Here is a 14,110-nt window from a genome sequence, read left to right as displayed (position 1 = left end):
GATTATCCTGAGCGCGGCCTAAAGGTCCCACCGGGAGTCCGGACCGGAGGCCGCCGCGCATGCAAAAGGGGCAGCCACCGAAGTGGCCGCCCCCCTGCGGAGAGAACTAGGAGCCTACGCGGAACCGTGCGAAGGCGGTGGCCTTCACGCCGGCCTCGGAGAGGACCTGTGCTACTGACTTCTTGGCATCCTTGGCGAATGCCTGGTCAAGGAGAACCTCGCCCTTGTAGAAGCCCGTCACGCGGCCTTCAACGATCTTGGTGAGGGCAGCCTCGGGCTTGCCTTCAGCCTTGGCGGTCTCCTCGGCGATGCGGCGCTCGGACTCAACCAGTTCGGCCGGAACATCTTCGCGGCTGAGGTAGTTGGGCGCCATGGCTGCGACGTGGACGGCGACGTCGTGTGCTGCGGTGGCCGCGGCTTCGCCTTCTCCGTCTACGGCGAGCAGAACGCCGACCTGGGCCGGGAGGTCCTTGGACGTCTTGTGCAGGTACGCGTCAACCGTTGCACCCTCGATGCGGGCGATGCGGCGGACAACAACCTTTTCGCCGAGGACTGCACCTTCTTCGATGACGACCTCGGAAAGCGGCTTGCCGTCAACGTCGGTGGCCAGCAGCGCCTCGAGATCGGCAGCGCCGGACTCGATGGCAACGGCCAGGACCTTGTCGGCCAGCTGGATGAACTTGTCGGCCTTGGCAACGAAGTCGGTCTCGCAGTTGACCTCTACCATTACGCCAACACCGGCTTCAACCTTGGCAGCAACCAGGCCTTCAGCCGTGGAACGGCCTTCGCGCTTGGTGGCACCCTTGAGGCCCTTGATGCGAATGATCTCGATGGCCTTCTCAGCGTCGCCGTTGGCTTCGTCGAGAGCCTTCTTGACATCCATCATGCCAGCGCCGGTGCGCTCGCGCAGTGCCTTGATGTCTGCGGCAGTGTAGTTCGCCATGTGAACCCCTCTGTCTAGAAATTTATGGTGTGTACGGACTGACAGGACGGCAGCTCACCAGGTGAGCGGCCATCCTGTCAGTGACCCGGGGACTGCGGACAGGCCCGGGAAAACCCGATTGAGTTGTTACTTGGCGCTTTCGGCGGGAGCCTCGGCAGCAGCCGGTGCTTCAGCTTCAGCTTCTGCGGCCGGTGCTGCAGCCTCTTCTGCCGGGGCAGCCTCTTCAGTCTTGGTGCCTTCGAGGAGTTCGCGCTCCCACTCGGCCAACGGCTCTTCCGGAGCCTCGGTGGTGCCGGTGGCGCGCTGGTTGCGGGCGATAAGGCCTTCGGCAACGGCGTCGGCAACAACGCGGGTGAGGAGGTTTACGGAGCGGATGGCGTCGTCGTTGCCCGGGATCGGGAAATCGACTTCGTCCGGATCGCAGTTGGTGTCCAGGATGGCAACAACGGGGATGTTCAGCTTCTTGGCCTCGTCAACTGCAAGGTGTTCCTTCTTGGTGTCCACGATCCAGAGCACGGAGGGTGCCTTGGTCAGGTTGCGGATACCGCCGAGGTTGCTCTCGAGCTTGGTGAGTTCGCGGCGAAGGAGCAGCAGTTCCTTCTTGGTGTAAGCCGAACCTGCGACGTCATCGAAGTCGATCTCTTCGAGTTCCTTCATGCGCTGGATACGCTTGGAAACCGTGGAGAAGTTGGTCAGCATGCCGCCGAGCCAACGCTGGTTGACGTAGGGCTGGCCGACGCGGGTGGCCTGCTCGGCGATGGATTCCTGGGCCTGCTTCTTGGTACCGACGAAGAGGACGGTGCCGCCGTGTGCAACGGTGGCCTTCACGAACTCGTAGGCACGGTCGATGTAGGACAGCGACTGCTGCAGGTCAATGATGTAGATGCCGTTGCGTTCCGTGAAGATGAATCGCTTCATCTTCGGGTTCCAACGACGGGTCTGGTGTCCAAAGTGGACGCCGCTGTCAAGCAGCTGGCGCATAGTTACGACGGGCATGCCGGCGCTCCTTCCGGCAGGTCATTCATGAGAGGGCCGATGGCCGCTCTTACCCTGCCAATAGTTGACGGTTATTTAGCCTTGCCCGGTTTGGGCGCAGCTCCTGGCATCCGTTGTGCTTCCCCTCAACACCGCAAGGCATTGACCGTAGGAGGCACAACCCTCCCCTGCCTGAACCCGGGGGCTTCATAGGAGGAGGTGTGGATACGCGTAGTCAGTTGCTGTTCCCCCACACCTCTGAATGAGACGTGCCGACACTTTTCAATGGAAGCTCCTGAAAACAGGACTTCATGAAAAACGTTGAGGGCACAGCAAACTGCTCCACCCAGTGTACTACAGCAGCCGCAGCCCGGAGGCCATGAGCCAGGCCGTGAACGGCGGCATGAACGGGCCGCGCCCATCGTCCTGAACCGGCAGGATATCCACATACGGGCAGGTCGGGGGTGACCGGGCCTTGCCAACCATCCAATGCTGGAACCATGATGTCCAGCCCGAAGGTCCTGCTCGCGGTATTGTCCGTCCTGGTACTGCCGGCGCTTGCCGCTTCGGCGCAGGCGGCCGTCCCGGCACCCAAGCCAGGTTGGGAATGGCCGCTCGGACCCAGGCCCACGGATCTCCGGAGCACCGTGCTCCGGGACTTTGATCCGCCGGCTAAGCCATGGCTCAGCGGCCACCGCGGAGTGGACCTCAAAACAGCGTCCGACGGCGCCACAATCACCTCCCCCGCGGCAGGCACGGTGAGCTTTGCGGGCACCGTGGTGGACCGTCCCGTTATTACCGTGGATCACGGGGGCGGGCTGAAGAGCAGTTTTGAACCGGTCTCCAGTTCCCTCGCCGTAGGCACCTCGGTAGCGGCAGGGGACACGATTGGCACCGTAGATTCCGGCCACTGCGCAGGCATTCCCTGCGTGCACTGGGGCGTCAGGCAGGCAGACGAATACATCAATCCTTTGGGATTCTTCGTTGACCTCCGGCCGTCCGTCCTGCTGCCGCCACTCAGAACCAGAACCGGATAGGGCCGATGCAGGAGCAGGCGTGACCGATCAGACGATGGCGGAGATACCCGTGATGGCCCGGCCTGTCACCAGGGTGTTGACCTCGTGCGTGCCCTCATACGAGTAGATGGCCTCGGCGTCCGAGAAGATCTTGGCCATCTCGAAGTCCGTCACAATGCCGTTTCCACCCAGCAGGCTCCTGCCGATTGCCACGCTCTCCCGCATGCGCGCAGTGGTGAAAGCCTTGGCCAGGGCGGACTGTTCATCCTTGGCCTGCCCTGCATCTTCAAGCTGGGACAGCCGCACCATCATGCCCATGGAGCTGACCGCGTTGCCCAGGATCTGGACAAGCTGGCTTTGGACCAGCTGGAAGGAGGCAAGGGGCCGGCCGAACTGGTGGCGCTCAACGGCGTAGCGGCGGGCTACGTCGAAAGCAGCCAGCTGCTGACCCACCGCCTGCCAGGCTACGGCCAGGCGGGTGACCTTGAGCACCTTGTTGGTGTCCCGGAAGCTGTTGGCGTGGGCCAGTTTGAAGAAGTCCGGCACCACCACGTTTTCGAGCGTGATGTCCGCATTCTGGACGGTGCGCAGGGAGATCTTGTTCTCGATCTTTGTGGCGGAGTAGCCGGGGAGCCTGGTGTCCACCAGGAAGCCCTTGACCTGGTTGTCGGCAATGTCGCGGGCGTAAATCACCACCCAGTCGGAGAAGGTGGCATTGCCGATCCAGCGCTTGGCGCCATTGAGCACCCAGTTGTCACCGTCCCGACGGGCGGTAGTGCGGGTACCGCCCGCCACGTCCGATCCGCCCAGGGGTTCGGTCAACCCAAAGGCACCGATTTTCTTCAGCGAGTAAATGTCCGGGAGCCAGGCTTCCTGCTGCTCCTGCGATGCCAATGCCTCGATGGAGCCGGTGAAGAGGCCATCATGAACGCCCAAAAAAGTCGCGATCGAGGTATCTGCTCGGGTGGTCTCCGCGTGCACCAGCCCGGCAAAAAGGTTCGAATGGCCCTGGCGCCGGACGGGGCTGACCAGGTCGATGTCGGCCAGCTTCGGGATCAGCTCGAACGGGAACTCCGCACGGTTCCAGTAATCCACGGCAATGGGCTTGACCTCACGGGCCAGGAATTCACGGATTTCGGCAAGCCTGTCGCGTTCCTTCTCGCTGAGCAGCTGCTCGAAGGCGAAAAAATCGCCGTCCGCGTAGGGAAGGTTGTTGATGTCGGGAGCGGACTTGGACATGGCGTTCCTCCACAGGGATCAGCACTGACCGGAAAAACCCGGAACGGCAAGAGGTATGTTACTGACCAGTAACATACCTCACGCCGGAGAAAAAGGAAAGGAACCCGGGCAGATGGTGCTCTGCCCGGATTCCCTGTAGGTACTGGAATATTCCTCGGTTTACTGCTGTAGGGCTACTCGGACTTGAACCGAGGACCTTAGGATTATGAGTCCCGCGCTCTAACCAGCTGAGCTATAGCCCCTCCGCCCCATCCGGACCGCACCTCGCGGCCCGCCTGCGTCAGGGGCAAAAACACTCTAGCAAACGGGACGGCCACCTCAGACCACCTTGTCTTCGAAGCCGGCTCCGCGGTAGAGGTCTTCGAACGTCTGCAGCGTGGAGTCGATACTGTGCGGTTCCACCATGGCCCGGCTCGCCTTGCCCATTGCTGCCCTTTCCGCATCCGGCAGCTTAAGGATGCTGGTGATCCTGGCGGCAAGATCGACGCTGTCCATCGGTGTAAAGAGGTAGCCGTTCTCGCCGTCCCTGACCAGGTGCGGCAAGGCCATGGCGTTGGCCAGCACAACAGGGGTGGAAGCGGACATGGCCTCCAAGGTGACCAGGGACTGGAGCTCCGCGGTACCAGGCATGCAGAACAGATCGGCCTTGATGTAGGCCTCCCTGAGCTCTTCGTCACTGGCCAGTCCCAGGAACTTCACCCGGTCCTGAAGGTTCAGTCGCGTCACCAGGCTTTCGAGGGCAGGCCGGACCTCCCCGCCGCCGACGATCTCGAGGTGGACGTTGAGCTCCGCCGGCGTTGCCGCCACTGCCTTGATCAGCACATCCACGTGCTTCTCCTCGGCGAGCCGGCCGGCAAAGAGCACAGTGGGGTGCGGGTGGGGCTCGATCTCTTCGCCTGGGCGCAGCTCATACGCAGCGGAGTCTATGCCGTTGGACAGGGGCAGGACCTTAGCCAGGAAAGCGTGGTCGTGCATTGCCTTGGCTGCGAGCGGCGTGGGCGTGGTGATGACGTCCGCCTGCCCCATGACCCGTCCCATGTCCCGCCAGGAAACTTTGCCCACAATGTTCTTGAACCACTGCGGAAACGGCAGGAACGGGTTCAGGTTCTCCGGCATGAAGTGGTTGGTGGCCACCACGCGGACGCCACGCCTCACGGCTTCGTAGAGGACCTGTTCGCCGATCATGTAGTGGCTCTGGATGTGCACCACGTCAGGATTGATGCGGTCGAACAGCAGGCTGATGTCCTTCTTGATCTCCCAGGGCAGGCAGAGCCGGAAGTACTCGTGGGTGAAGGCTTTGTGTGAGCGGAGCCGATGGACGGTGGCCTCGGAGCGGAACTCGCTGAAGGCCTTACCCCGGTCTGCACGGCCGGCCAGGACGTGGACATCGTGGCCCCGGGATGTCATTCCCTTGGCCAGGCGGTAGCCGAACTGGGCGGCGCCATTGACGTGGGGCGGGTAGGTGTCCGCTGCGATCAGGATGGTCAGGGGGCGTTGGTTAGCGGGCGTCGTCACGTGAAGTGCTCCTGGTGGTCAGGGCGCCGGGGCTGATGCGCCCGCCGCCCATTGGCCGTTGGCGTGGTTCGCCGGGCCGCTGATGAAGTATCGGCTAATGGCTCGGACTGCCGGCGGTTTTCCGCGCTTCTTTCTTGCGCTTGGTAACCTCGGGATGGTGCCTTGACAGTGCGATCACCCCAACGATAGCAATGAAGGCCGCTGTGGCCATGGCAATCGCCAGCACGGCGTGGACATCCGGGCGCAGCTCGCCCAGGATAGTAATGCCGATGGCGATGCCCACAATCGGGTCAATGACTGTAAGCCCAGCGATCACCAGGTCCGGCGGCCCGCCCGAATAGGCACTTTGGACAAACCACGAACCCAGGATGCCGGCAGCAATAATGGCCACCACGCTGTACCACTGCACGTTCGCCAGGAACAGTCCGTTGGGGTCCAGCAGGTGTTTGCCGATGATCCTGGTCAGCACGGCTACAAATCCGAAAAGCACACCCGCCCCCAGAATGTAAATGAAGGCGCTCATCCGCTGCTTGAAAACCACGGCGAGCGAACCGAAGACGCCAACAGCCAGGACCAGCAGCAGCACGATCGTCAGCTCGTTCTCGGCGTTGACATGGTGGTTTTCCTGCGTCGCGTTCACGGCCAGCAACACAAAGAGTGCCGAGCCGGTAACGCAGGCCGAGATGGCGACCACCGTGGCCCGGTTGATCGTGATGCCCTGGTCCTTGGCGTTCACCACGGTGGTGATCACCAGGGCGATCGCACCGATGGGCTGTACCACGGTCAGCGGCGCCGAGACGAGGGCGACGGCGTTCAAGGCCATGCCGACGGCCAACAACAGGAGACCGAAGACCCACCGCGGGTTACGAAGGAGCCGCAGGAATCCAGCGGAATTAAGTGCCAGGCCTCCCGTATCCGCTTTGACGGCACTCCCCTGGCGCTGGGCACCGAACGCGAGGCAGAACGCACCCAGGACGGCAAGTACGACGGCGAGCCACACCATCAGTTGGTACCGGCCCCGGGGTGCCGCGCGGGACGGGCGGCACGGAGCTGCCGTCCCTTCCGCAGGATTGCCCAGAAGTAGTTGTAGGCCGCAATCCAGTGGCCCACCAGGCCAAGCCCCAGGACGATCCAGGCGGCGATGTACAGGCCGCCGGCCGCCGCTGTATCCAGATTGGACAACAGCAGCAGGGGCGTCCCTACGAGCAGGAGCGCGGTACGGACTTTCCCCACCGCGCTGACCGGAAGATCGGGATGGCCGTGGAAGTAGGAAAGCGTCATGACCAGCAGGACGGCGTCCGGGACAAGGAGCGCCAGAAGGTAGAGCCAGTGGACCACACCTGCGGCCACCAGGGTGCCTGCCACCGTGATCATGGCAAGCCGGTCCGCCAGGGGGTCCAACACACGGCCCAGCTTGGAGGCCTGGTCGAAGCGCCGTGCAATGTAGCCGTCCACCCAATCGGTCCCGGCCATGATCACCAGCACAATCATCCCCAGTCCATAGTCCTGCCGTGCCAGAATCAGCCACATAAAGAGCGGGACGCCCATGAAACGAAGGACTGTGAGGAAATTGGGCACGGTGAAGACCAGGTCATGATCAACCTGGTCGTAGCCCGGACGAGCGCCGGCACCGATGAATCTCATCACTCCCCCATTATTCATAGCTGTTGCCGCACGTTGTTACAGGCGGTTGTTGGTGCGTTGTTGCCCGTACCGGTTACTGGCCCCTGACAAGCCTGCGGAGCAGGACGACCAGCACTGTGCCCGAGGCCGCCAGGGCCAGCAGTGGCTTCCAGCGGCGGTTCACGGTTTCGGAGCCGCCCAGGTTCCGGACGCTCCCGGCAAGGAGTTCCTTACTGTCCTGCAGCCGCTGCTGCCCGGATTTGAGCTGCAGGCTGGCGGCGTCCTTGACAACACCGACCTGGGTCTTGACGTCAAGTTCCTCGCCGAGATCGTCGCGGAGGTCGCTGAGGTGGTTACGGCGCAGCGAGAGCCTGCGATGCAATTCGGCCTCGCTTGCCGGGGGAGGCTCCTTCTCCTGGGCGGCTGCCGTGGCTTCCTTTTCGGCTTTTTCCTTGGCTGCGGCCTCTTTCTTGGCGGCCTTGGCGGCTTTTGCCGCGGGGCTCTTGGGATCCAGGACGGCGGCGTTGAACGCCGAACCCTCCTTGGCTACGCCGAGGTCGTGTTTGATGCCCCGGATGGTCTCCTCCGGCATCAGCGGCATCGCCTTCTTGAACTTGGCCACCCCCACGAGGCCCGCGATTCCGGCCACGACCAGGAAGAACGCTGAAACCAGCAGTGCGGCGAGCCAGGCCGGCATGAGGACGGCGAGCCCCATGATGGCAGCCACCACCAGCGCAATAACCAGCAGTCCGACGAAAACCAGCGCCCCGCCAAGGAAGGCCCCGGCAGTTCCGAGCTGAACGCCCTTTCGCTTTAGTTCTACTTTGGCGAAGGCAATTTCATCATTGAGCTGGCGGGGTGCCAGCCTGAAGATCAGCCGCAGGGTCGCGGGCAGCGCAGTAAAACGCAGTCCCTGGCCTGTGCGCCCGGTGTGACGTCCGCTCATCGGTACCGCCTAACTGGATCCATCGTTGTTTCAGCCTCCGCAGGTGCCGGGCTCGTGCCGGTGCACAGTCCCGCCCACAAAACTATCATTCAGCGTCCGCTGGCTTTTCGCGAGGGTTGTCAACGGCGCGCCTGCCACCTGCCGGATCGTGCGGCCCCGCCACCAGGAGCAACTCATCTAGGATGGGTCCGGCATACCCCCTTCGACGCGGCAGCAGGCGATCCATGATGAACATCTTCAAGCGCAGGCAGCCTGCGACGGCCCGGCAAACCCCTTCCAGGAAGCCGCACCGCAACCCGCGCGGCCTGTTCCTCGGCGCAGTCCTGGGTGGCATCGCCGGTTTCTTCGTCGGAAGGCTTGCAGGCAGCCCAGGCTACGGGATCATCCTTGGCGCCCTGGTCGGCTCGGCCTTGCTGTACCGGCTCAACCCCGGACCGTGGAGCAGGGACTGACGCCGCAGTCCGCACACTCTCGCTGTGAGGTGTGGGTCTTGCTGGGGGTATGGGCTGCGACGGTAAAATAGAAGGGTGCCCAACCGGCAGGAACATCCGCCGCATCCGGCCGCGTGGCAGCGCTGTGATGACCATATTCTGCCTCTGTGGTGGGATCGGCTTTGCGCCCAAACCAGCCCGCAGTCAGCGGCCCTGTTCGCCGGCGGGCTTTTCACGGAGGACCGGCGCCGTCCCATCGCACAATGGTATAACCCGGCTTTCAAAGCGGCCCTGCTGGTTGCCCCCGAAACCACACCCGAATGGCCTGTGCAGCGCTTCGCCATCTTCTACGCGCCGCCGGATTCCGGGTTCGTCCGGGTGCATTCCGAACTCCACGAGTGGTATCCCCGGGAGCCACGGAAGCCGCCCACCGAATACGGGGCCTTCGCTGCCGCCGTCATCGAGGCGGAATGCTTCCTCCAGGTGGAAATGGACTTTGTGTAGCGGAACAGCGACAGGCTATGAGAGAACACGACTAACTGGTCAATAAAAAACCCCGCTTCCAGGAACGGAAGCGGGGTTTTTGCGCTGGCTCCTCCTGCTGGACTTGAACCAGCAACCCTTCGATTAACAGTCGAATGCTCTGCCAATTGAGCTAAGGAGGAATGAAGCAGGTATGACATTAGCAAAGGTTCTGCGGCTATGGGAAATCGGCGCAAACAAAGGCGGGTAGTACTCCCAGGCTACAAAAAAGTCCCCGTTCCGGAACCCGGAACGGGGACTGCACGCTCCTCCTGCTGGACTTGAACCAGCAACCCTTCGATTAACAGTCGAATGCTCTGCCAATTGAGCTAAGGAGGAATGAAGCGGATATAAGCCTAGCAAACACCCGACCAGGTACGAAATTGAACCAACATCCCAGGGGCGCGGCCCCTCCCGGGCATGCCGCTCCGGGCGCTCAGGCGTCCGAGCGGAGGGTCCGGCGCTCCATCTCAAGGATCATCAGCTCGCGGTTCAGCCGCTGGAACTCTTCAGGATGTGCCGCCGCATCAAGCCGCTGCAACTGCCCCATCTTGTCCGCTTTGACGCGGGTGATCTGCAGCTCGAACAGCCGCGCCAGGATATCGCGGCAGTACCGTTGCACGGCATCGGCATTGCTGGCGGGCAGAGGCACCACCGACAGCTCGGACACCAGCGGGCGCAGCGGCTCCGGGACTTCGTGCATCACCTGTTCCACCCACCGGGCGGGATCATGGATGATGCCTATCCCCGTGGCGCGCATGGCGTCATGGATGGCCTGGAAGACGGGGGTGGCGAACCGGGCAGCACTGAACCGTTCCCAGTTGCCGCCGCCCAGGACTGAGGGTTCCTGGAGGGCTACCTCAATGGCCTGCCGTTCCATGGACGCCACTGGGTCCCGTGGGTCAGGCCGGTGGAGGGAGGGAACGGCTCCCGACGGCGGCGCGTCGGCAACGCCGGGTGCGGTTCTCATTGGGCGCTGGCTGTGCTGGCCCGGGCCGTTGGTTGCTGCAGCGCCGGGCGACGCTGGAGTACCGGACGGTACCGGGGTGCCGGACCGTTTGATGGCAACTCCCACTGCACGGTTAACATCTTCCACCGCCATTCCCAGCCAGCCCGCCAGCTCGCGGGCGTAGGCGGGCCGCATACTGGCATCGCGGATCTGAGCCACCACCGGCGCTGCCTCCCGGAGGGCTGCCACCCTGCCTTCCACGGTGTCCAGGTTGTGCCGGCGAAGCGATGCCTTGATGGCAAACTCGAACAGCGGACGGCGGCTGTTGATGAGTTCCCGGACGGCCTCGTCCCCGCGGCTCAGCCTCAGGTCGCACGGATCGGCTCCGGAGGGTTCCACGGCCACGTACGTCTGGGCGACAAACCGCTGGTCCTCCTCGAAGGCGCGCAGCGCCGCCTTCTGGCCCGCGGCATCGCCGTCGAAGGTGAAGACCACCTCGCCGCCCGATCCATCATCTGAGAGCAGGCGGCGGGCTATCTTGATGTGTTCGGTGCCGAACGCGGTTCCACAGGTGGCTACCGCCGTCGTGATTCCCGCAAGGTGGCAGGCCATCACGTCCGTGTAGCCTTCCACCACCACCAGCTGGCGGTCCTTGGCAATGGTCCGCTTGGCGAGGTCGATCCCGTAAAGCACCTGGGATTTTTTGTAGAGGGCAGTTTCGGGGGTGTTCAGGTACTTGGGGCCCTGATCATCCTCGTAAAGCTTTCGCGCGCCGAAGCCGATAGTGTCCCCCGCGATATCCCTGATGGGCCAGATGAGGCGCCCCCGGAAGCGGTCGTAGATGCCCCTATTACCTTCGGAAAACATGCCGGTCAGCTTCAATTCCGCATCCGTGAACCCGCGCCCGCGAAGGTGTTTGAGCAGCGCGTCCCAGCCTTGCGGAGCATAGCCGACCCCGAACTGCTCGGCCGCAGCCCGGTCGAAACCACGGCCCTGCAGGAAATTGCGGCCCTCAGCGGCGCCGGCAGTGAGCAGCTGCGCGGAAAAAAACTCGGCAGCAATTTTATGGGCGTCCAGAAGCCGCTGGCGCCGGCCCACTTCCTCCCGGCTGGGGCCGCTGCCGCCATCCTCGTAGCGCAGCTCGTAACCGATCCGGGCGGCCAGCTTTTCCACCGCTTCGGAGAAGGACGAGTGGTCCTGCTTTTGGACGAAGGAGATGACGTCGCCGTCCTCGCCGCAGCCGAAGCAGTGGTAGCGGCCCACCTGGGGTCGCACGGTGAACGACGGCGAGCGTTCGTCGTGGAAGGGGCACAGGCCCTTGTACGTGCCCAGCCCGGCGCCCTTCAGCGTCACGTAGCCGTCAATGACTTCCTTGATGTCCGTCCGCTGGCGTACTTCTTCGATATCTTCGCGTTTGATCAGGCCGGCCACGTAGCCATCCTAGCTCTGCCTACAGGCACAAAAGCGCTCACCACAGGGAGGGCAGGCTGCCTACCAGGCGTTCGTACAGGGCCAGCGCAGAAGCGTCCGTGAGCGATGCCACCTGGTCGATGACAACGCGCAGGCGCGCGGAATCGTCCGGCGCGTCCCGCCAGTCTGCGGCAAACATCGGTTCCAGGTGCCTGTCCCCTGTTGCGCTCAAGGCAGTCACCAGCGCGTGCAGCACTTCACGCTGGCGCTCATAGATGGGCTGGCGGTGTTCGGTGGTCATCACGAAGGTGGTGGCCAGGCCCTTCATTACCGCGATCTCCATCACGGTCTCGTCCGGAACCATCAGTTCCGCGTTGTAACGCGTGAGGTTTTCCGGACCATACGCGGCGCGGGTGGTTTCCAGGGCGCTTTGACAGAACCTGCCGATCAGCTGGCTGGTCATGTTCTTGAGGGCGGCCATGGACTTGCGGCTGCCATCCGCCTCCGGAACCCAGACATCGGTTGCTTCCAATCGGGCCAGGGCGGCGTCAATGGCGTCTGGATCGTTGTGGGGCAGGTACCACTGCCGGGTGTAGCCCACTACCCGGGCGCGATGGTCCGGGTTGTCCATCCAGCGGAGCTGGAAATGCCCGGCCACGATCGCATCCTCGACGTCGTGCACTGAATAGGAGATGTCGTCCGCCAGGTCCATGACCTGGGCTTCCAGGCAGGTACGGCGCTCCGGGGCTCCCTCACGGATCCAGTTGAAAATCGGGAGGTCGTCCTCGTAGGCACCGAATTTGCTGGTGCGCTGGCCGTGAATCACCGGCGCTTCCAGGGCCGACCACGGGTACTTTGATGCCGCATCCAGGCTTGCCCGCGTGAGGTTAAGTCCGGCAGGCAGGCCCTGGGAGTCCAGCACCTTGGGTTCCAGGCGGGTCAGCAGCCGCAGCGTCTGGGCATTGCCTTCGAAGCCGCCGATTGCCTGCGCCATCTCATTCAGCGCCGACTCACCGTTGTGGCCGAAGGGCGGGTGCCCCAGGTCGTGGCTGAGGCAGGCGGTATCCACAACGTCCGGGTCGCAGCCGAGGGTCCGGCCCAGTTCCCGGCCTACCTGGGCAACTTCGAGGCTGTGCGTCAGCCGTGTCCGGACGAAGTCGTCCGTATCCGGCGCAACCACCTGGGTTTTGGCGCCGAGCCGGCGCAGGGCAGAGGAGTGCAGCACCCTGGCCCGGTCACGTTCGAAGTCGGAGCGGTAAGTGGTTTTGGCCGGTTCCTTGACCCAGCGTTCCGAATCGCGCGGTTCGTAGCCGGGCACTGCAGAACCCAGCAGCTGGCTGGACGTCCCCGCATCAGCCACCGGAAACGTCCAGTTCCGCGGCGGAGATGTCCCGTGACTGCTCGGAGTTCAGGGCGCGTGATTCCAGCCAGTCCTTGGGCAGAGCGGGCTTCTTGGGAGAGCCTGCCCGGCCACGGGGGCCTTCGGCGTCAACCCCCGGATAGGGCGATTCGAGGTCCAGTTGATCCAGTGTTCCGCGGAGCACCTCGAGGCTGCTCACCAGGGCCAGCTTTGTGCGGAGCTCGCTGCCCACCACATAGCCTTTGAAATACCAGGCCATATGTTTGCGGATTTCACGCAGTGCCTTGCCCTCGTCACCGAAGGTTTCCACCATGAGTTCCGCATGCCGGTAGACACTCTCCGCCACCTTCGCGAGATCGGGCTTGTAGCGGGTATCGCTGCCTTCGAACGCCGCCTGGAGATCGCCAAAGAGCCACGGGCGTCCCTGGCAGCCGCGGCCCACCACCACACCGTCAACTCCGGTCTCGCGGACCATCCGGACGGCGTCTTCAGCGGACCAGATATCGCCGTTGCCGAGTACCGGAATGTCCGGCAGGGCTTCGCGGAGGCGCGCAATCGCGGACCAGTCGGCCTGCCCTGAATAGAACTGTGCGGCTGTGCGGCCATGCAGGGCGACGGCGGCCACACCGGCATCGCGGGCAATCCGGCCGGCGTCGAGGTAGGTGAGGTGGTCGTCGTCGATGCCCTTGCGCATCTTGACGGTGAGCGGAACGTTCCCCTTGCCGGCTTCCTTCACGGCGGTCTGCACGATCGATGTGAAGAGGTCTATCTTCCAGGGCAGCGCCGAGCCGCCGCCGCGCCGGGTCACCTTGGGTACGGGGCAGCCGAAGTTGAGGTCGATGTGGTCTGCACGGTCTTCCTCCACCAGCATGCGCACCGCGGCTCCTACTGTCACCGGGTCCACGCCGTAAAGCTGGACGGAGCGGACCGCCTCATCCTCGTCATGGGAAATGATCCGCAGTGATTCCGGGGTCCGCTCCACCAGGGCGCGAGAGGTCACCATCTCGGCAACGTACATGCCGCCGCCGTATTCACGGCACAAACGACGAAAGGCTGAGTTGGTAATGCCGGCCATGGGCGCCAGGATCACCGGGGTGTCCACGGTGATGGGGCCGAGCTTAAGGGGCGGGAGTTCCAGCTTGGGGGCGGGAGGGGTTGCTACAACAGTCACCTGTCCATTG

The 14,110-nt window shown here is 63.6% G+C and carries 13 protein-coding genes and 3 tRNA genes; 3 read left to right on the top strand and 13 right to left on the bottom strand.

Going from position 1 to position 14,110, the window contains the following annotated elements; genetic code table 11:
- Positions 1–106 precede the first annotated feature (106 nt).
- The gene (gene tsf / locus ACWA13_RS06830; protein ID WP_463937393.1) at positions 107–943 is read right to left on the bottom strand and encodes a translation elongation factor Ts; all 837 of its coding nucleotides are present in this window, start codon (positions 941–943) and stop codon (positions 107–109) included.
- A gap of 126 nt (positions 944–1,069) precedes the next feature.
- Entirely contained in the window at positions 1,070–1,939 is an 870-nt protein-coding gene (rpsB, locus tag ACWA13_RS06825) for a 30S ribosomal protein S2 (RefSeq protein WP_463937392.1), read from the bottom strand.
- 479 nt (positions 1,940–2,418) lie between these two features.
- Here rpsB and ACWA13_RS06820 point away from each other — a divergent pair, with 479 nt between their 5' ends.
- On the top strand, positions 2,419–2,955 hold the full coding sequence (locus ACWA13_RS06820) for a M23 family metallopeptidase (RefSeq protein ID WP_463937391.1): 537 nt from the start codon (positions 2,419–2,421) through the stop codon (positions 2,953–2,955).
- Between the two features lie 27 nt (positions 2,956–2,982).
- On the opposite strand, the gene ACWA13_RS06815 is transcribed toward ACWA13_RS06820, so the two are convergent.
- The 6 genes from ACWA13_RS06815 to ACWA13_RS06790 all read right to left on the bottom strand — a co-directional run bounded on the left by ACWA13_RS06815 (position 2,983) and on the right by ACWA13_RS06790 (position 8,257).
- A complete protein-coding gene (locus ACWA13_RS06815; RefSeq protein WP_463937390.1) occupies positions 2,983–4,173 on the bottom strand; it encodes an acyl-CoA dehydrogenase family protein in 1,191 nt (396 codons plus the stop codon).
- 168 nt (positions 4,174–4,341) lie between these two features.
- A tRNA-Ile gene (locus ACWA13_RS06810) sits at positions 4,342–4,415 on the bottom strand.
- 76 nt (positions 4,416–4,491) lie between these two features.
- Positions 4,492–5,688, bottom strand: a complete 1,197-nt coding sequence (locus ACWA13_RS06805; RefSeq protein ID WP_463937389.1) for a glycosyltransferase — start codon at positions 5,686–5,688, stop codon at positions 4,492–4,494.
- Between the two features lie 94 nt (positions 5,689–5,782).
- Positions 5,783–6,691 carry a DMT family transporter gene (locus tag ACWA13_RS06800; RefSeq protein ID WP_463937388.1) on the bottom strand — a complete coding sequence of 303 codons (909 nt, stop codon included), beginning with the start codon at positions 6,689–6,691 and terminating at the stop codon, positions 5,783–5,785.
- Positions 6,691–7,332, bottom strand: coding sequence for a CDP-alcohol phosphatidyltransferase family protein (locus tag ACWA13_RS06795; RefSeq protein WP_463937856.1), 642 nt, complete (start codon positions 7,330–7,332; stop codon positions 6,691–6,693). The genes ACWA13_RS06800 and ACWA13_RS06795 overlap by 1 nt, the downstream gene beginning before the upstream one ends.
- A gap of 73 nt (positions 7,333–7,405) precedes the next feature.
- On the bottom strand, positions 7,406–8,257 hold the full coding sequence (locus ACWA13_RS06790) for a phage holin family protein (protein WP_463937387.1): 852 nt from the start codon (positions 8,255–8,257) through the stop codon (positions 7,406–7,408).
- 224 nt (positions 8,258–8,481) lie between these two features.
- Here ACWA13_RS06790 and ACWA13_RS06785 point away from each other — a divergent pair, with 224 nt between their 5' ends.
- Positions 8,482–8,709 (top strand): hypothetical protein, encoded by a 228-nt coding sequence (locus ACWA13_RS06785; protein ID WP_463937386.1) that lies wholly within the window; start codon positions 8,482–8,484, stop codon positions 8,707–8,709.
- A gap of 75 nt (positions 8,710–8,784) precedes the next feature.
- The gene (locus ACWA13_RS06780; protein ID WP_463937385.1) at positions 8,785–9,192 is read left to right on the top strand and encodes a hypothetical protein; all 408 of its coding nucleotides are present in this window, start codon (positions 8,785–8,787) and stop codon (positions 9,190–9,192) included.
- Positions 9,193–9,277: 85 nt separating this feature from the next.
- Here the strand turns inward: ACWA13_RS06780 and ACWA13_RS06775 are convergent.
- From ACWA13_RS06775 to dusB, 5 genes are all read right to left on the bottom strand, one after another.
- Positions 9,278–9,353: transfer RNA gene (locus ACWA13_RS06775), tRNA-Asn, on the bottom strand.
- Between the two features lie 123 nt (positions 9,354–9,476).
- A tRNA-Asn gene (locus tag ACWA13_RS06770) sits at positions 9,477–9,549 on the bottom strand.
- A gap of 97 nt (positions 9,550–9,646) precedes the next feature.
- A complete protein-coding gene (gene dnaG, locus ACWA13_RS06765) occupies positions 9,647–11,590 on the bottom strand; it encodes a DNA primase (RefSeq protein WP_463937384.1) in 1,944 nt (647 codons plus the stop codon).
- A 37-nt stretch (positions 11,591–11,627) separates the two neighbouring features.
- Positions 11,628–12,929 (bottom strand): deoxyguanosinetriphosphate triphosphohydrolase, encoded by a 1,302-nt coding sequence (locus ACWA13_RS06760; RefSeq protein WP_463937383.1) that lies wholly within the window; start codon positions 12,927–12,929, stop codon positions 11,628–11,630.
- Positions 12,922–14,100 (bottom strand): tRNA dihydrouridine synthase DusB, encoded by a 1,179-nt coding sequence (gene dusB, locus ACWA13_RS06755; protein ID WP_463937382.1) that lies wholly within the window; start codon positions 14,098–14,100, stop codon positions 12,922–12,924. The genes ACWA13_RS06760 and dusB overlap by 8 nt, the downstream gene beginning before the upstream one ends.
- Positions 14,101–14,110: the final 10 nt, after the last annotated feature.

The sequence above is a fragment of the Pseudarthrobacter sp. TRD_SC_9 genome (assembly GCF_055361265.1).
Note: the sequence above shows the minus strand (reverse complement) of the source record. Positions and strands in the feature narration are given on the sequence as shown.